The organism is Campylobacter concisus (genome assembly GCF_002913545.1).
Taxonomy (GTDB): domain Bacteria; phylum Campylobacterota; class Campylobacteria; order Campylobacterales; family Campylobacteraceae; genus Campylobacter_A; species Campylobacter_A concisus_AV.
Map to the genome: position 1 here is coordinate 1 of NZ_PPBR01000012.1, position 18,242 is coordinate 18,242.

General features: G+C 39.5%; 17 protein-coding genes and 1 tRNA gene. 7 read left to right on the plus strand and 11 right to left on the minus strand.

Annotation, left to right across the window (positions count from 1 at the left end):
* Positions 1–50 precede the first annotated feature (50 nt).
* Positions 51–440: a hypothetical protein gene (locus tag CYP05_RS00995; RefSeq protein WP_009294301.1), complete on the plus strand. Its 390-nt coding sequence runs from the start codon at positions 51–53 to the stop codon at positions 438–440.
* A 2-nt stretch (positions 441–442) separates the two neighbouring features.
* Here CYP05_RS00995 and CYP05_RS01000 read toward each other — a convergent pair whose 3' ends face one another.
* Genes CYP05_RS01000 through CYP05_RS01015 form a run of 4 tightly spaced genes read right to left on the minus strand, consistent with a single transcriptional unit; the run spans position 443 to position 3,918 of the window.
* Complete coding sequence (locus tag CYP05_RS01000) at positions 443–982, minus strand: oxidoreductase (protein WP_103641731.1); 540 nt, start codon at positions 980–982, stop codon at positions 443–445.
* Positions 983–984: 2 nt separating this feature from the next.
* Positions 985–3,162 (minus strand): heavy metal translocating P-type ATPase, encoded by a 2,178-nt coding sequence (locus CYP05_RS01005; RefSeq protein WP_103641732.1) that lies wholly within the window; start codon positions 3,160–3,162, stop codon positions 985–987.
* A 1-nt stretch (position 3,163) separates the two neighbouring features.
* Entirely contained in the window at positions 3,164–3,367 is a 204-nt protein-coding gene (locus tag CYP05_RS01010; RefSeq protein ID WP_009294304.1) for a heavy-metal-associated domain-containing protein, read from the minus strand.
* On the minus strand, positions 3,364–3,918 hold the full coding sequence (locus CYP05_RS01015) for a GNAT family N-acetyltransferase (protein ID WP_103641733.1): 555 nt from the start codon (positions 3,916–3,918) through the stop codon (positions 3,364–3,366). The genes CYP05_RS01010 and CYP05_RS01015 overlap by 4 nt, the downstream gene beginning before the upstream one ends.
* 150 nt (positions 3,919–4,068) lie before the next feature.
* Here CYP05_RS01015 and CYP05_RS01020 point away from each other — a divergent pair, with 150 nt between their 5' ends.
* From CYP05_RS01020 to CYP05_RS01035, 4 genes are all read left to right on the plus strand, one after another.
* Positions 4,069–4,776, plus strand: coding sequence for a YebC/PmpR family DNA-binding transcriptional regulator (locus tag CYP05_RS01020; protein WP_021093135.1), 708 nt, complete (start codon positions 4,069–4,071; stop codon positions 4,774–4,776).
* Positions 4,777–4,787: 11 nt separating this feature from the next.
* Positions 4,788–5,282 (plus strand): peptidylprolyl isomerase, encoded by a 495-nt coding sequence (locus CYP05_RS01025; RefSeq protein ID WP_103641734.1) that lies wholly within the window; start codon positions 4,788–4,790, stop codon positions 5,280–5,282.
* Between the two features lie 11 nt (positions 5,283–5,293).
* Positions 5,294–6,649, plus strand: a complete 1,356-nt coding sequence (locus CYP05_RS01030) for a cation:dicarboxylate symporter family transporter (protein ID WP_021084182.1) — start codon at positions 5,294–5,296, stop codon at positions 6,647–6,649.
* A 164-nt stretch (positions 6,650–6,813) separates the two neighbouring features.
* Positions 6,814–7,506 (plus strand): aspartate/glutamate racemase family protein, encoded by a 693-nt coding sequence (locus CYP05_RS01035; RefSeq protein ID WP_012001368.1) that lies wholly within the window; start codon positions 6,814–6,816, stop codon positions 7,504–7,506.
* A 540-nt stretch (positions 7,507–8,046) separates the two neighbouring features.
* On the opposite strand, the gene pckA is transcribed toward CYP05_RS01035, so the two are convergent.
* From pckA to CYP05_RS01070, 7 genes are all read right to left on the minus strand, one after another.
* Positions 8,047–9,621: a phosphoenolpyruvate carboxykinase (ATP) gene (gene pckA, locus CYP05_RS01040; RefSeq protein WP_181001142.1), complete on the minus strand. Its 1,575-nt coding sequence runs from the start codon at positions 9,619–9,621 to the stop codon at positions 8,047–8,049.
* Positions 9,622–9,726: 105 nt separating this feature from the next.
* On the minus strand, positions 9,727–11,529 hold the full coding sequence (locus tag CYP05_RS01045; RefSeq protein WP_103641736.1) for a biotin/lipoyl-containing protein: 1,803 nt from the start codon (positions 11,527–11,529) through the stop codon (positions 9,727–9,729).
* A 121-nt stretch (positions 11,530–11,650) separates the two neighbouring features.
* Positions 11,651–13,039, minus strand: coding sequence for a TRAP transporter large permease (locus tag CYP05_RS01050; protein WP_103641737.1), 1,389 nt, complete (start codon positions 13,037–13,039; stop codon positions 11,651–11,653).
* Positions 13,027–13,548 (minus strand): TRAP transporter small permease subunit, encoded by a 522-nt coding sequence (locus CYP05_RS01055; protein WP_103641738.1) that lies wholly within the window; start codon positions 13,546–13,548, stop codon positions 13,027–13,029. Before CYP05_RS01055 ends, CYP05_RS01050 begins: the two co-directional genes overlap by 13 nt.
* Positions 13,541–14,893 carry a sodium-dependent transporter gene (locus CYP05_RS01060; protein ID WP_103641739.1) on the minus strand — a complete coding sequence of 451 codons (1,353 nt, stop codon included), beginning with the start codon at positions 14,891–14,893 and terminating at the stop codon, positions 13,541–13,543. Before CYP05_RS01060 ends, CYP05_RS01055 begins: the two co-directional genes overlap by 8 nt.
* Position 14,894: 1 nt before the next feature.
* Positions 14,895–16,226: a sodium-dependent transporter gene (locus tag CYP05_RS01065; protein ID WP_103641740.1), complete on the minus strand. Its 1,332-nt coding sequence runs from the start codon at positions 16,224–16,226 to the stop codon at positions 14,895–14,897.
* Complete coding sequence (locus CYP05_RS01070; protein ID WP_103610959.1) at positions 16,226–17,572, minus strand: sodium-dependent transporter; 1,347 nt, start codon at positions 17,570–17,572, stop codon at positions 16,226–16,228. Before CYP05_RS01070 ends, CYP05_RS01065 begins: the two co-directional genes overlap by 1 nt.
* Before the next feature lie 206 nt (positions 17,573–17,778).
* On the opposite strand from CYP05_RS01070, the gene CYP05_RS01075 reads away from it, so the two are divergent.
* Together CYP05_RS01075 and CYP05_RS01080 are read left to right on the plus strand one after the other, a co-directional pair.
* Positions 17,779–18,081 carry a F0F1 ATP synthase subunit C gene (locus CYP05_RS01075; RefSeq protein ID WP_004317263.1) on the plus strand — a complete coding sequence of 101 codons (303 nt, stop codon included), beginning with the start codon at positions 17,779–17,781 and terminating at the stop codon, positions 18,079–18,081.
* Between the two features lie 47 nt (positions 18,082–18,128).
* Positions 18,129–18,213: transfer RNA gene (locus CYP05_RS01080), tRNA-Leu, on the plus strand.
* Positions 18,214–18,242 lie beyond the last annotated feature (29 nt).

Sequence of the window (18,242 nt, forward strand, 5' to 3'; positions counted from 1 at the left end):
ATTTTATATAAAGCAATGAATAAAAGTTTAATAGCTTAAGGAAAAATAATATGCAAATAGATGCTAATATAAGTTCAAATATTTTTTATCATGATGGTTTTGCATCTTTATCATCAAGTAGCGCTAAAACCAGCATATTAGTATCTTCTGGCTATGGCACAAAAGATATCGTTAGAAGCAATGATGTGCATGTCGAACAAAGAGAAGAAGTTAGACAAAAACCTACAATTATTAGAAAAGAAGATGTCACAGAGTTACAAAAAAATTTAGAAAAATTACAAGATCAAAGAAGTGATATAGCTGATCAAATTTCAAGCATCCAGCACCTGAAAGATCGTGATTCTATGCAGATGCTTCATCATCTAAATTTAGAACAATCAAGCATTCAGAATAACATTTTAAGTATTAAAACTCAGATGACAGAAATGGTACAGGCTTAAGACTAAGCCTTACCGATAATAGTTTTTAAAACCAAACAAAAATCCTCTAAAAAGTATCCCATTGACTTATAGAAGTTACTGCTAGCATTTTGTTCAAGCTCTTTTGCGAGAAGCTCGGCATAAGGCAAGAAAAATGAGAGGCTAAAAGCAGCAAGAAGCTGCATAGATTCTTTTGTCGCCTCTTTTTTTAAGATATTTGCTATCAAAATGAGCTGATTTGATATGCTATCAACCTCACCCATTTTCGGCTCAAAATTTATAGCCTTGTAAAATTGCGCCAAATCATCTTTTGCGCTTGAGAAATAGTAGCTTGCTTCAAATTTTGACTTCAAAATGACAAAATCATCACACAGAGCCGCACTACTCTCATCTTTGATAAATTTAGCGTAAAGCTCATTTCCTTTTATGTTCGCATCGCTCTTTGTCTGCGTTATCCACGCATTTGTCTTTTTGATACGCATAAAAGACGAGACACCCAAGATGCCGTTAAAATTTGTAGCAAGTGCAGCCGCTACTACACTGTAAAGCTCTCCAAGTCTCAAATTTAATCCTTAAGCTTCAAATATCTAAGTCTAAGCGCATTTAGCACGACAGTGACCGAGCTTAAGCACATCGCCATCGAGCCATAAACTGGACTTAGAAGCAGTCCAAATACTGGATAGAGCACTCCAGCAGCTGCTGGTATACAAATGGCGTTATACATAAATGCCCAAAACAAATTCTCTTTTATGTTAGCAATAGTCGCATTTGCAAGCTTTACAAGCCCGCTCACGCCACGCAAGTCATTTTTTACAAGCACGATATCGCCGGCGCCTTTAGCGATGTCTGAGCCTGAGTTCATAGCGATGCCAACGCTTGCTTCTTTAAGCGATGGCGAGTCGTTTATACCATCTCCCACGAAGATCACGCCACCTCGGCTCATTAGCTCTTTTACCTTGTTAAATTTATCCTCAGGTAGCATATTTGCGTAGTATTCGCTCACATTTAGTTTGCTAGCGATATTTGCCACTACTTTTTTATCATCACCTGATAGGATCACACTTTGTAAATTTAACCTTGAAAGCTCGTTTATAACGCTATTTGCCTCATTTTTTAGCTCATCACTTAGCGTTAAAAAGCCACTAAATTTTTGATTGACCGCGCAAAGTATGACGCCGCTTCCATCACTTGTAGCCTCTTTTATCGCTTTACTGTCAGCTTCATTTAGCAAAATTTTATTTGCTGCGAGCAGTTTTTCATTGCCTATTATTATCTTTTCACTCTCATCTTCATAGACGATGCCTTGACCAACTACGTTTTGAAATTTGCCATTTAGCTTTTGTAAATTTATGCAATTTTGTTTTGCATATCTTACGATCGCTTTTGAGATCGGGTGCTCGCTTAAATTTTCAGCAGACGCCACTAGCTCTAACTCTTTTTCACTCAAATTTGAGCTTTTGACGCTGATTAGTCCCTTACTTAGTGTGCCAGTTTTATCAAATGCTACAAATTTAGCATCTTTTATAAGCTCTAAAACCTCTGGGTTTTTAACCAAAATTCCAGCTTTTGCGCCGCGTGCAAGGGAGCTAACTATTGCTATTGGCGTAGCAAGTCCCAGTGCGCACGGGCATGAGATGATAAGCACGCAGATAGCGCAAGAGATCGCATAGGCGAAATTTCCACTAAAAATTATCCATATCAAAAATGTAAGAACTGAGATCGCCACGACGCTTGGCACAAAAATGTTTGCTATCTTATCAGCCAGCCGTCCGATAGGCATCTTTTTGGAGCTAGCGTCACTTAGAAGGCTTAAAATTTGAGATAGTAAGCTCTCGTAAGAACTCTTTGTTACCTTGACGCTTATGTAGCCATTTGTGTTTAGAGTGCCGGCAAATACGCTATCGCCTACCTCTTTATAAACAGGCAAGCTCTCTCCTGTAAGCATCGAAGCATCGATCTCAGCGCCACCTTGGACTATCACGCCATCGCTTGGGACGTTGTAGCCATTTTTTACAATGACGATATCGCCTACTTTTAGCTCATTTACATTTACCTCTTTGCTCTGTCCGTCTGGCATGACCAAAAAGGCGGTCTTTGGTGAAATTTTAAGTAGCGTCTTTAGGTAGTCGCCTGCTTTTGCCTTTGAGCGCTCTTCAAGGTACTTGCCAAGCAAAACAAAGGCTATGATCATCGCTACGCCTGAGACATAGACGTTTTTTAGATCATCTGGGATAAAATTTGAAAAGATCACAACAAAAAGCGAGTATAAAAATGCACTGCCGCTTCCAAGAGCAACAAGCACGTTCATATCATAGTTTTTGTTTTTGACAGCCTCTATGGCGTGAGCAAAGAAGTCTTTGCCGCTAAAAGCTAGCACCAAAAATGCTAAAACTAGCATGAGTAAATTTACTAGCAAGCTGTGAGGTGCGAACATCTCAAGTGCCATTATCACGACGCTTGCGATAAATGCAAATATAAATTTGTTTCTTATCGAGGTTATATGCTCGTCTCTTTTGGCTTCAAATTCATCGATATTTGTCGCCACAAAGTAGCCAAGCTTCTTTATCTTTTGCTCTAAAACCTCACGCACGCTGGCGTCTTTTAGGACAAACTCACCGCTTGCATTTGCAAAATTTACATTTGCTTCAAGCACGCCATCTATCTTTTTAGAAACCTTCTCGATAGCGTTTGAGCAGTTTACGCAGCTCATTCCCGCTATATTTAGCTTGACTTTTAAAGGCATATCAAAGCTCTTTTATCACGTCAAATCCCAGATCAGCCATTTCTGATTTAAATTTCTCAACATCGCCATCTTTTATATCGACGCTTACTTGCCTTGGCTCTTTGCTAAGATCGACTTTTATCTCGCCAAAGTCATCTTCAAGTGCGTTTTTTATAGTATTTGCGCAGTTTTGGCAATGCACGTTATTTACCTCAAATGTTTTCATATTATCTCCTTTATCATGTGGTCGTATTCGTGTAAATTTATGATCTTTTTGGTGTTAAATTTAAAGCCAAGACTCTCGTAAAATTTACGAACTTTTGGCTTATTTACATCAACTATCAGCGAGACCTTTTTATATCCTAGCTCTTTTGCTTTGGTAAATGAGTGTATGATGAGCTCTTTTGCAAGCCCTTGACCTCTAAATTTCTCATTCACAGCGATGCTATCTATATAAAACTCATCATCAAAGCACTCTTTTTCTATCTGGGCATCTTTGCCAAGAGCCTTTAGATGCTGTGAAATTTCACTATCAAGCTGCGCTGCGTCGCCACCAAAATAAGCACACATAGCAGCAATGATCACGTCGTCACGTTTATAGACATAGACATTTTTATAGCTAAGTCTATTTGTCTCGCTTTTAAAAAATTTCTCTAAAATTTCGTCGCTTTTTGCAGGATCGTCGTAGCCACTTAGCTTGTAGGCGATATCCTCCATCGCTAAATTTAGTAGTTTTATGCAGATTTTTGCATCTTGTTTTTGAGCATTTTTTATCATGGCATGATTATATGCCTTTAGCTTAAATTTTTATCAAATATTATTCTCAAATTTACAAATTAGGCGCTTTAACTAGCAAACTAAAAATGTTTTAAAAAAGTATAAAATTTTTTTAGTTATAATCCGTAAAAAATTTATTTAAGGATATTTATGGGACGAGCATTTGAGTACCGAAGAGCAGCAAAAGAAGCTAGATGGGATAAGATGAGCAAGGTATTTCCAAAACTTGCAAAAGCTATAACAGTAGCGGCAAAAGATGGCGGATGTGATCCAGATATGAACCCAAAACTTCGTGCAGCCATCGCAGCAGCAAAAGCTGAAAATATGCCAAAAGATAACATCGATGCGGCTATAAAAAGAGCAAATGGCAAAGATAGCGCTGATATCAAGACTATCTTTTATGACGGCAAAGCAGCTCACGGCGTGCAAATCATCGTTGAGTGCGCTACTGACAACCCAACAAGAACAGTTGCAAATGTAAAAGCGATATTTAGCAAAAATGGCGGAGAAATTTTGCCAAGTGGCAGCCTTAGCTTTATGTTTACAAGAAAGAGCGTTTTTGAGCTTGAAAAGCCAAGTGCCGACATCGAAGAGATCGAGCTTGAGCTCATTGATTATGGTCTAAGTGACATCGAAGAAGACGAAAATGCGCTATTTGTTTATGGCGATTACGCAAATTTTGGCACACTTCATGAAGGCATCGAGAAGCTAAATTTAGTAGTTAAAAAAGCTTCACTTCAGTACTTACCAAATCAAACCGTGAGCCTAGATGAAGAGCAAATGCTTGAGGTTGAGAGGCTTCTTGACAAGCTAGAAGACGACGATGACGTCCAAGCAGTTTATACAAATATCGAGTAAAAAGGAGCAACATGCGTTTTGACGAGTTAAAAGTTTATGATATAAATTTAGACGAGCTAAAAAAAGATAAATTTGCAGTTTTAAAGACAGAAAAAGGCGATATCAAACTTGAGCTTTTTGCCGAGGATGCACCACAAGCTGTTGCAAATTTTGTCCATTTGATAAAAATAGGCTTTTATAATGGCCTAAATTTTCACAGAGTTATACCAAATTTCGTCATCCAAGGCGGCTGCCCAAATGGCACAGGCACAGGCGGTCCTGGCTGGAGGATAAAATGCGAATGCGACAACCAAAAGGTAAAACACGAGCGTGGCAGCCTTAGCATGGCTCATGCAGGCCGTGACACTGGCGGATCGCAGTTTTTCATCTGCCACAGCAAGCAACCTCATCTTGACGGCGTGCATACAGTCTTTGGAAAGTGCGTTGATGACGAGAGTTTAAAGGTGCTTGATGCTATCAGACAAGGCGACAAGATCCTCTCAGCAGAGATCAAAGAGAGCCTATAAAAGGGGAATTTATGGAGAGTGCAAAAACGCAAAAGAGTCTCTTTGTGAGACTATTTACCAATCTCGCCATTTGGGTTGTGATAGGTATAGTTGGTGGTGTTATCGTCGGTATGGTCGCACCTGAGCTTGGCATAGCGAGCAAGCCGGGCATTGATTATTTTATAAAAGCCCTTAAAATTTTAATCGGCCCTATCATCTTTTTAACAATCGTCTCAGGCATCGTCGGACTTGAGAGCTTAAAAGATCTTGGCACCATCGGACTTAAGGCGTTTATCTACTTTGAGATAGTTAGTACGCTCGCTCTTGCTGTTGGTATCATCTTTGGCGAGACGCTTCGTCCAGGACATGGAATGAACCTTGACTACACTCAGCTTGACGCCTCAAGCGTGGCTAAATTTACATCTCAAGCTGGAAATATGGACGCAAATAGCGGCTTTTTAGCACATACGCTTCATCTTTTAAGAGGCGCTGTGCCAGTAGATGACATCTTCCCTTACGTGCATATACTTGATCCATTTATAAAGTCAAACACACTTCAAGTGCTTTTCATGGCGATAGTCGTTGCCATCGTGCTTTCACTACTTGCTCATGATAAAAAGCAAGCTTGTCTAAAACCGCTTGAATTTATCCAGCACTACGTCTTAAAGCTACTTACTTGGCTTATGTTATTTAGCCCAGTGGCTGCCTTTTCGGCGATGGCTTATTTGATCGGTAAATTTGGCATCGGAACGCTTCTTGGTATGATGGAGCTTCTTGTTGTTATGGCGCTTGCAAGCTGCTTTTTCATCTTTGTCGTACTTGGCGTCATTTGCTACTTTGCCAAGGTCAATGTCTTTAAATTTATGCGCTTTATCTCAAAAGAGGTCTTGGTCGTTTTTGCGACAAGCTCGAGCGAGACAGCTCTTGCACCACTTATGCAAAAGCTAGAAGCAGCTGGCATAAATAGAGGCGCAGTAGGCCTTATCATCCCGACTGGCTACTCATTTAACCTTGACTGCACCAACATCTATCTAAGCTTAAGCGTTATCTTCTTAGCTCAAGCGTTTAATATCCCGCTAAGTTTTGAGCACCTAATAAGCATACTAATCGTGCTAATGATCACAAGCAAAGGCGCGGTTGGCGTTACAGGATCTGGCTTTGTCGTCCTTGCTGGCACACTAAGCGCACTTCCAAGCACTGGCATACCAGTCGTCACCGTGGCCGTGCTACTTGGCGTTGATAAATTTATGTCAGAGATGCGTGCTGTTGGTAACCTTTGCGGTAATGCCGTTGGCTGCATGATCGTATCTATCTGGGATAAAAAGGTCGATATGGAGAAATTTAGATACGCACTAGATCATCCAGACGAATTTCACTTCCACTCATAATAGAATTTTTAAGGGGCAAATCGCCCCTTTTTATCTTAAAATTTACTTTAAAACTTAAAGTGCTTATCCCCTATTTTTACAATGTTCAATAAAAATTTAGAAATTTTATTTTTAAATATAGAAACTAATATTATAATTATTGAAAATTTTAATTTGGAGGAGTTATGAAGACATTAGGCATCATAGGCGGCATGGGACCACTTGCCACGGCTGATTTATACAAGAAGATCATCGATATAACCCCAGCAACTTGCGATCAAGAGCATCTACACATCGTTATCGACTCATACGCACAGATAGAAGATAGGACAAAATTTATCATGGGCGAGGGAGAAAGTCCGCTTCCAAAGCTGATTCAAAGTGCTAAGCTATTAAAAAATGCAGGATGCGAGGCGATGCTAATGGCTTGTAATACAGCTCACTACTTTGCCCCAAGCATCGAAAAAGAGGCTGGAGTGAAAATTTTACACATTGCAAAAGTTACCATAGATGCCTTGCAAAAAAAATATCCACACGCTAAAAATATCGCTGTCATCGCAACAAGTGGCACAAAAAAGGCTGGCGTTTATGATCAAATTTTAAAAGAGCGCGGGCTAAAAAGTGTGGATTTTAGCAAAGAGACGCAAGATGTCATCATGGAGTGCATCTACAAAGGCGTCAAAGCTGGCAAGCTAGAAGAGTATGTGCCGGTATTTTACGAAGTGCTTTCAAACATTGAAGCTGACGTTTATATCGCAGGTTGCACCGAGATACCGATGTTTTTGCCATTTATCAGCAGCGAGTATAAATTTATAGATGCAACATTTGAGCTAGCAAAAGCTGGCGTAGAATTTGGCTTAGAAAAGAGAGTGTTTTGATTAAATTTAGCCAGATACCTGGCTAAATTTTTGTTTTAACTGCAACTTACACTAAATACAACAGCGACTTTTATAGTAGAAATTTGATATCAAATTTAGCTGGAGTATTCTGGCTAAATTTTAGCTCTAACTGTAAAGATTGCTTAAATTAAAATTTTTTAATATCTGAAGGGTGATTTTTAGAGCTTAATAAGTGTGGTTTTATAGTGAGAAGCTTTAGAAAATCTAGTGACATTTAGTATTTTGATTTAAATTTAGCTGGAGTGTTCTGACTAAATTTTAGTTCTAACTACAAAGATCGTTTGTATTAAAATTTCTGATGTCAGGTGATTAAATTTTTCGAGCATTTATAAAGAGTAATTTTTTTGGTGAGAAAAATTTAAAAAGTCTCGTTAAATTTAACCGAGCTATTTCGCAAAATGTTTTAAATTTTATATTAGAAATTTAAAAAAGAGCTATATTTTATAGCTCTAAAATTTTTGCTATTTGATAGTTTAAATTTAAAAAGCCTTGCAGGAATTTACCCACAAGGCTATAAATTTAAGCTTTTGGACCAGCTTTGGCGTACTCAACGCCCTCTTTTACATCTTCATAGCGTTTGAAATTTTCAACAAACATTTTAGCAAGCTTGTCGCGTGAAATATTGTACTCAGCTGGGTGCGTCCATGTATTTATTGGATTTAGCAGTTTTGTCTCTACACCATCAAGCTCTTTTGGAATGGCGAAGTTAAATTTATCAAAATTTTCAAACTCGCACTTTGTGATACTGCCGTCTAAGATCGCATTTATGCAAGCACGTGTTGCTTTTATGCTCATACGCTTGCCAACGCCGTAAGCACCGCCGCTCCAGCCTGTATTTACAAGATAGACATTAACACCGTGCTTATCGATCTTCTCGCCAAGCAATTTTGCATAGACAGTTGGGTGAAGCGGCATAAATGGCTCGCCAAAGCAAGCGCTAAAAGTAGCGACTGGCTCGGTGATACCGCGCTCTGTGCCAGCAACTTTTGCTGTGTAGCCACTTAAAAAATAATACATCGCCTGCTCTTTTGTTAGCTTTGCAACTGGAGGAAGCACGCCAAAAGCGTCAGCGCTTAAAAAGATGATATTTTTTGGATGGCCAGCGCTTGAGCTTGGCTCGTAGTTGTCGATGTGATAGATCGGATAGCTCACGCGTGTGTTTTCGGTCTTTGAGCCGTCTTTATAATCAACCACGCCGTTTTCGTCAGCCACAACATTTTCAAGTAGCGCATCACGCCTGATCGCTGCGTAAATTTCTGGCTCGCTGCTTGGATCAAGGTTTATACATTTTGCGTAGCAGCCGCCCTCAAAGTTAAACACGCCATCATCGTCCCAACCGTGCTCGTCATCGCCTATTAGTTTGCGTTTTGGATCGGTTGAAAGTGTCGTTTTACCAGTACCAGATAGTCCAAAAAATAACGCCGTATCGCCATTCTCGCCTACGTTTGCAGAGCAGTGCATGCTTAGCTTGCCCTCAAGTGGCAACCAGTAGTTCATCATAGAAAAAATGCCCTTTTTCATCTCGCCGCCATACCATGTGCCACCGATCACTGCGACATTTTCCTCGACGTTAAAGATGACAAAGACATCTGAGTGTAGCCCATCAGCCTTGTAGTCCTCGTTTTTTGTCTTGCAAGCGTTATATACTACAAAGTCAGGCTCAAATTTGGCTAGCTCCGCTTCACTTGGGCGGATGAACATATTTTTTACAAAGTGCGCTTGCCACGCTACTTCAGTGACGAAGCGGACTGATTTTTGGCTCTTTTTGCTAGCTCCACAAAATGCGTCTTGGATGAAAATTTCCTTGCCGCTAAGCTGCTCTTTTGCTTTTTTAAGAAGCTTGTCAAATAGCTCTTTTGTGATAGGCTGATTGATCTTGCCCCAAGCGATATATTTTTGGCTTGGATCTTGCTTGACAAAGTACTTGTCTTTTGGGCTTCTACCAGTAAAGATGCCAGTATCAACCATAAATGTACCGTTACTTGAGACTCTGCCCTCGTTGTTTTCCTTTTCAAGCTCAAAAAGCTCGTCGTAGCTTAGATTATGATTTATCTTTTTGATCTCTTTTAGACCTAGCTCGTCTAGCTTATTTATCATGTTGTTTCCTTTTAAATTTTCGTTTCTTTATAAATTTGACCTAAAAGTCATCAAAATGTTAATCAAATTTCGCTTAACACTATCTTTTTAAAAGTGGCAAATTTATTTAAATCTAGCCACCACTTGATTGTTCGCGACACTTTGACCTTTGCTAACCTCGATAGAGCCTATGATGCCATCTTTTGGAGCTTTGACCTCTATCTCCATCTTCATCGCTTCAAGCACGACTATGGCCTGACCTTTTTTGACATGGTCTCCTGCGCTTACTAAAATTTTATGCACAGCGCCTGGCAAGCTTGCGACGATGTCATTTTCTGTTGCGCCTGCTACTGCATTTTTGGCACTTTTTACGCTCTTACCTTCAACTTCAGTGATTGATTTTACTTGGATGCTGTCGTTAAAACCTTCGCTTACTTCGACATTGTAGCGGCTGCCATTTACGACGACGCTATATCTGCCGCTTTGAGTTTGTCTGCCCTCATTTGCTTTAGCATTTGGATCGATTTTTCTTACATTTACTTTGGCTTCGCCTTTTAAGAACGCGATGCCCTTTTCTTTACAAGCTGCTGCGATAAAGACGTTTTCTTCGGTAACTTTGATCTTGTTTTGTTTTAAAATTTCTTTTACATGCGCAAGTGACTTGCTCTCATCTTTATCAGCTATATCAACTGCATGTTTTGTAGTTGGTTTTAGCCCTAGCTGCTCACTAGCAAGCTTAATAATCTCTTTATCAGGCGTAACTGGGGTCTTGCCAAAGTAGCCAAGCACCATTTTGCCGTATCCCTCAGCGATCTTTTTCCACTTGCCAAACATCACGTTATTAAAGGCTTGTTGGAAGTAAAACTGGCTAACAGGGGTCACTGAAGTGCCGTATCCGCCCTTTTGCACCACTTCGCGCATAGCAAGGATGACCTCTGGGAATTTATCTAAGATGTTGTTATCTCTCATCATCTGAGTATTTGCAGTGAGCGCGCCACCAGGCATCGGTGAAAATGGTATTAGAGGGCTTACTTGCACAGCTTCAGGCGGTAAGAAATACTCTTTTAAACAATCATTCAAAACGCTTTCGTATTTTAAAATTTTCTCCACATCAAGGCCGCCAAGATCGTAGTTTTTGCCTTTTACTGCATGAAGCATGGTTAGGATATCTGGCTGACTTGTGCCGCCACTTACTGGGCTTGCGGCTAGATCTATGCCATCAACGCCAGCCTCAAGCGCTGCAAGGTAGCAAGCGACACTTACGCCTGCAGTTTCATGTGTGTGAAGTCTGATGTGAGTTTTTTCTGGGAGTAGCTTTCTAGCCATTTTTATGGTTTCATAGACCTTTTGTGGGCTGCTTGTGCCACTTGCATCTTTAAAGCAAACACTGTGATAAGGGATATTTGCATCTAAAATTTCTCTTAAAATTTTCTCATAAAATTTAACATCATGAGCTCCCACACAGCCGCTAGGAAGATCCATCATAGTAACGACAACTTCGTGTTTTAGCCCGTGATGAGCGATCCTCTCGCCTGAATATTTTAAATTTTCAACATCATTTAGTGCGTCAAAATTTCTAATAGTAGTGGTTCCATGTTTTTTGAAAAGTTTTGCGTGAAGGTCGATTAGTTCGCGGCTACCAGTATCAAGTGTGACGGTATTTACGCCCCTGCTTAAGGTTTGAAGGTTTGCTTTTGGTCCTACGATACTTCTAAATTTATCCATCATCGCAAAAGCGTCTTCATTTAGGTAAAAATAAAGGCTTTGAAATCTCGCTCCTCCGCCAAATTCAAAATGCTCTATGCCAGCCTCTTTGGCTGCTTCAAGCGCGGGCAAAAAGTCGTTCATAAGCACTCTAGCGCCATAAACCGACTGAAAGCCATCTCTAAAGGTCGTATCCATAACATCGATAAATTTCTTTGCCATATTTCACCTCATTAAATTTATAAATTTACTAAAAAGCGGTCATAAAAATGGCTAAGTTGGGCAGAAACTCAAATTAGCCATTTTGCTTGTTTTTGGTATTTTACAACCAAAAACTTTTATATCATTTAAAAAGTGAGAGTAAGAAGTTAAATAATCCGCCGTGGCTCGCATCAAGCATCGGCTTTATCTCCATTAAAAAGACGCAGAAAAAGACTAAAACTGCCACTTGGATGATGATGTAAGGCACCACACCTTTATAAATAGCAGCTGTTTTTATCTCAGCAGGTGCGACTGATCTTAAGAAAAATAGACTAAATCCAAATGGAGGTGTCAAGAATGAAGTTTGTAAATTCATAGCAACCAAGATCGCTAGATAGACTGGGTTTATGCCAAGTTTTGCGGCGATTGGCACCAAGATAGGAAGCACGATATATGAAATTTCAACAAAATCTATAAAAAAGCCAAGCACAAAGATAACAGCCATACTAAAGATGATAAAGCCCCACTTCTCACCTGGTAAATTTGTCATGAAATTTTCAACTATCTCATCGCCCCCAGTGTAGCTAAAGACCATAGAAAAGGCAGTCGCACCAACAAGTATGGCAAAGACTAGAGCTGTAGTTTTTACGCTCTCAGCCAAAGCCTCTTTCATCATAGAAAATGAAAATGTCCTATAAAACATAGCAAGGATAATAGCACCCACGCAGCCAAATGCTGAACTTTCAGTCGGCGTAGCGATACCTGCAAAGATAGAGCCAAGCACACAAATAACTAGCAAAAGTGGAGGAAAGATCGCAGTTAGCGCTCTAATGGTCTGCTTAAATTTACTAACGCCACTCTCATCTTTTACGATAGGAGCAACCTCTGGTTTAAGATAAGCAACTATCAAAATATAAACTATATAAACTCCAACTAGCGTAAGTCCTGGCACAATGGCTTGGTGAAAAAGCTCGCCAACTGGCACCGAAAAGATATCGCCCAAGATGATAAGCACGATAGAAGGAGGGATGATCTGACCAAGCGTACCAGCAGCGCATATCGTGCCACAACCAAGAGATTGATCGTATTTATACTTTAGCATTACAGGTAAGCTTATAACGCCCATAGCAACGACGCTAGCTCCTACGACGCCAGTTGATGCTGCAAGAAGCGCGCCAACCAAAATGGTGCTAATAGCGATACCACCTCTAATTTCTCCAAAGAGCATACCCATACTCTCAAGTAGTCTCTCAGCTAGCTTTGACTTTTGAAGCACGACGCCCATAAAGACAAAGAGTGGAACTGCTATAAAAATTCTACTCTCCATGATAGAAAAAATCCTATAAGGCATGAAGTTAAACATATCTTTAAATACTTCTATACTGCCAAGTAGTCCATCGCCGTCGCTAAGGCTCTCTACAACGCTACCAACCATGCCAAATATCATCGCAACCGCACCAAAGGTAAATGCCACTGGAAAGCCAATGCCAAGCATCAATAGTGCGGCTATAAACATTATTAATCCCGCCATATTTTCTCCTTACTAGCCTTCTTATAGCGATTTAAATTTTTTATAAAAAAGCCGATCGCAAAAAATACAAGCACATAAAATGAAAAAGGGATCATCGCTTTTATGATCCATCTGTGAGTAAGACCGCCTGGATCAGCACTAGCTTCTGCTGAGCTATAAGCATCACCTACAAATCCAAATGATAAATTTGAAACCAAAAGCGCAAATGGTATGACAAAAAATATAGTGCCAAGCATATTTACAAGGGCTTTTTGTCTTTCTGAAAATTTAGCATAAAAGATATCAACCCTAACATGCGCGTCCTCTTTTAGAGCATAACTCATGCCAAGTAGAAATATCACAGCAAAAAAGTGCCACTCAAGCTCCTGAAAAGCAACATTTCCGTAAGAGAAAAAGTATCTTGCCACAACGTTAAAAAATACGTCTATTATCATCAAAGCCATAATAAACATACAAATATAGCCGACTATATCGCCAGCCTTGTCAAAAAATCTCTCAATCTTATCCATTAAAAACCTTTAATAGTTCATTTATCATGATAATGAGCACACAAACTGGTGCTACATATCTTAGTAAAAAATACCAAGCATTAAATACAAAATCGCTCATATATGGGCTAAATAGCACATATAAAGCATCTCTTTTCATAAAATATCCTACAAATATCGCTCCGCCGATACCACTAATTGGTAGCAAAATATTTGAAGCGGTAAAATCAAGAAAATCAAAGAAATTTTTACCAAAGAGCATAAATTTATCGCCAACATTTTCTATATTTGATAAAAGGCATAAAAATCCCACTATGAAAATCCCAGCTCCAACTATGCTAAGAGCCTTTCTTCTACTCATGCCATACTCTCTGATCAAGAAAAAAGCAAATGGCTCAACGATAGAGATCGCTGAAGTGATACCAGCAAAGATAAGCGCAGCAAAAAACGCCACCGCTAAAATTTGACCTATCACACCAAGCTTAGCAAAGAGCGTTGGCAGCGAGATAAAGACAAGTCCTGGTCCTTGAGACGGAGTAGCGCCAAATTCAAATATAAAGGTAAAGATAACAAGACCTATCATAATAGCAAGCGCGATGTTTATAAAGACAATGCTTAGCGTTGAAGTGGCTAAATTTGTATCATCGCTTAAGCTAGCTGAATAGGTGATGATCGCTGCCATGCCAAGAGATAGTGTCCAAAATGCAAGTCCAAGAGCCAGCAAGAGCGAGTTAAATGAAATTTTACTAAAGTCAGGGATGAGTAAAAACTCGGCTGATTTTACAAAGCCGCCCATCGTCATAGAGTAAAAAAGCATGATCAAAACCATGATAAATAGGCTTGGCATCATCCAAACATTTAGCTTTTCTATGCCACTTTTTACGCCTTTTGAAAGGATGTAAAAGCAAGCTGCAAATGCTATAACAAAATATAGCGTCTGCTCTCCAAGACCATGCGTCAAAAGATCGTTAAATATCACTTTTGAGCTATCTATATCGCTTGGCAAGCCAGAAAAAGATAGGACAAAATACTTAAAGACCCAGCCGATTATCACGATGTAATATGACGAGATGATAGCTGCTGTGACCATGGCTAAAATTCCAACCAGCTGCCATAAATTTTTATTTTTAGCTGCTAGCTTTCTAAAAGCATTTACACTGTCGCTCTCGCTAAGCTTGCCGATACTAAGCTCTGCCATAAAGATAGGCACGCCGACTAGAAAAGTTATCAAAAGATATAGGATAATAAACGCCGAACCGCCGTTTTCACCAACCATGTATGGAAATTTCCATGCATTGCCAAGTCCGACAGCCGATCCAGCGACTGCTAGGACATAGCCTATTTTAGAAAATTGTTCTTTTGCCATATTATGAGATCTCCCTTATTAACACCACCAGAACTAAAAGTGGAGCCACAAATCTAATTAAAAAATACCAAATTTTAAATACAACCTTGCCCATATAAGGCACAAATAGCTCTTTTAAAAGCTCAAATTTCATAAAGTAGCCAACAAAGATAGCAAACAAGATGCCACCAAGTGGGAGCATGATATTTGAGCTAAGGTAATCAAGCAGGTCAAAAAAGCTCTTACCAAAAAATGTAAGCGCATCTTTAAATTCGCTTGTGCCACTTAATGCACATAAAATTCCTAAGATATAAACCACGCAAGCAACGATAAAGATCGCTTTGTTTCTACTAAATTTTAAGCTTTTGCTTAAGAAAAAAATAAATGGCTCAACCATCGAGATAACCGAGGTGATGCCAGCAAAAAATAGTGATATAAAAAATGTAAATGCCAAGAAATTTCCAAGCAAGCCAAGCTTAGCAAATAGCGTTGGTAGCGAGATGAAAGCAAGCCCTGCGCCTTTTGATGGCTCTGAGCCAAACTCAAATGTAAATGTAAAGACGATAAGGCCGATGATGACGCTTATGATGATGTTCGCAAAGACGACGTAGAGCGAAGAGGTAAATAAATTTGTATCATCACTTAGGCTTGATGAGTAGGTAAGGATGCAGCCGATACCAACGCACATCGTAAAAAAAGCAAGCCCAAGAGCGTTTAAAACAGCTGCTTGATCTATCTTTGAAAAATCAGGCACTAGTAGAAATTTAGCCGCTTTATCAAAGCCCTCCATGCCAAAAGAGTAGCCAAGCATAAGCAAAAGCAAGATAAAAAGAGCTGGTATGAGATAGACATTTATGCGCTCAATGCCACTTTTTACGCCTTTTGTAAGGATGAAAAAGTAGGCAAAAAATGCGATGCTAAAGTATAAAATTTGTTCATTTATGCCATTTGAAGTGAAATTTACAAAAAGCGTCTCTGAGTTTGCCATATCTTTAGGCAGCTCGCCAAAGCTTAAAATGACGTATTTTAAAACCCAGCCAATGATGAGCGTGTAAAACGAAGCGATAAATAGCCCTGTTACCATTATGATGCCAGCAAATTTCCAAGAGCTTGCCCCTTTTGTAGCTAAACTTTTAAACGCTCCAACCGTATCAAGACGTGAAATTTTACCCATCGCCATCTCAGCAAAAAATATGCTAAGACCAACAGCAAAGGCAAAAAATAGATATATAAGGATAAATGCCGAACCGCCGTTACTGCCGACCATGTATGGAAATTTCCACGCATTACCAAGGCCGATAGCCGCTCCAATTATCGATAAGACAAAACCAATTTTACTAAATCTCTCTGCCATTATTTACCTGCCATCTGGTAGATCATTATCGCACAAATGGCAACTGGCACGACATATCTTAAGAAAAAGTACCAAATTTCAAAAAATGCTCTTCCCATAAAATCGCCAAAGAGCAGATACAAACTCTCTTTTTTAAGTTTATAACCAACAAAAAAGCTAAATACGATAGCGCCTATTGGCATCATGATATTTGATGTGAGAAAGTCAAGCGCGTCAAAAAATGGCTTACCGCAAACGCTAAAAGCACTTGAAGTGTCTGAATAATATGAAAGTATGCAAAAGATGCCCAAGATATAGACAAAGGCGCCGATGTAAAGAAGCGCCATTTTTCTTGAAATTTCAAATTTTCTAACCAAATAATAAGCAAAAGGCTCGATCATCGAAACCGCGCTCGTGATACCAGCAAACAATAACGATACGAAAAATGCTACCGCCATGACGTTGCCAACGATGCCAAGCTTTGCAAAAAGCGTGACAAGCGAGATAAAGATAAGGCCTGGGCCACTTGCCGTGCTGTCAGCCCCATAAGCAAATATAAAGGTAAATACAACAAGCCCCATCATAATGCCTATTAAGATGTTTATAAAGATGATAGAAAGCGTTGATTTTATTAAATTTGTCTTCTCAGGTAAATTTGCAGCGTATGTTGGTATGACGCCAACGCCCATAGATAGTGAGAAAAACGCAAGACCTAGAGCTTGCAAGACAACATCTGGCGTGATCGCACTAAAATTTGGCACAAATAAAAATTTAGCCGCCTTCACAAAGCCATCCCCCATACTAAGCGCGTAAAAAAGCATACAAACTAGCAATACAAAAAGGCTTGGCATCATCCATATATTTAGCTTTTCTATACCGCTTTTTACGCCTTTTGAAACGGCAAAAAAGACCATCAAAAAGACTAGGCTAAAGCAAAGCACGGCACTGCTTAGATCATTTGATAAAAGCGTGTTAAACTGCTCGCCTGCAGCTTTTGTGTCAGATAAAAGTGGCGAAAAACTAAGATAGATATACTTTAAAATCCAACCAATAACAACCATATAAAATGAAGCAATAAGTATCGCGCCGATCATGAAAAAACCAGAGAGCGACCAAGCTTTTTTATTTTTTGGAGCGAGTTTGTAAAGTGAGCTTACGATGTCGCTTTCGCCAAGTTTGCCGATGCTAAGCTCTGCTAAAAACGCCACAAATGCGATAGCAAATGTAAGAAGCAAATATAAAATAATAAATGCCGAACCGCCGTTATTTCCCACCATCGTAGGAAATTTCCAGGCATTGCCAAGACCCACAGCAGAACCAGCCATAGCAAGGACAAAGCCTATCTTTGAAAATTTCTCGTTTATCATTGAAAACCTAAGATTAAGAATAAATTAAATTCTTTCAAAGATAGCATAAAAAAACTTTCATTTTTCTAAGCCAAGAATTTTTTATAGGCAATTTAAAATTTTAGTGTTTTTATTTGAAACAAAGTTTTGTTTTTGTAATATTACGGCTCATAAAGTTTAAGTAGGGGACAGATCCGAAAGAGCTTTAAAATTTTAAAGGAGCAACGATGAAAAAGATCGTGTTTTTAATTCTTGGTCTTGCTGCATTCGCATTTGGCGCTGACGGCGAGATGATCAGATCATATTCAGTTATCGCTGGCGGTATCGGCCTTGGCCTTGCAGCTCTTGGCGGTGCTATAGGTATGGGTAACACAGCTGCTGCAACTATCAGCGGAACAGCTAGAAACCCAGGTGTAGGTAGCAAACTTATGACTACAATGTTTATCGCTCTTGCGATGATCGAAGCACAAGTTATCTACGCACTTGTTATTACACTTATCGTTCTTTACGCAAACCCAATGCTTGGCTAAGCGTAAAGCTTAAATTTAGCCCCTCTTTTGGGGCTTTTGTTTTTTCTGCGATCATGGTGGAATTGGTAGACACGCTATCTTGAGGGGGTAGTGCCGCTAGGTGTGCGAGTTCGAGTCTCGCTGATCGCACCATCTTATCTCTCTTTCTAAATCAAAATCTT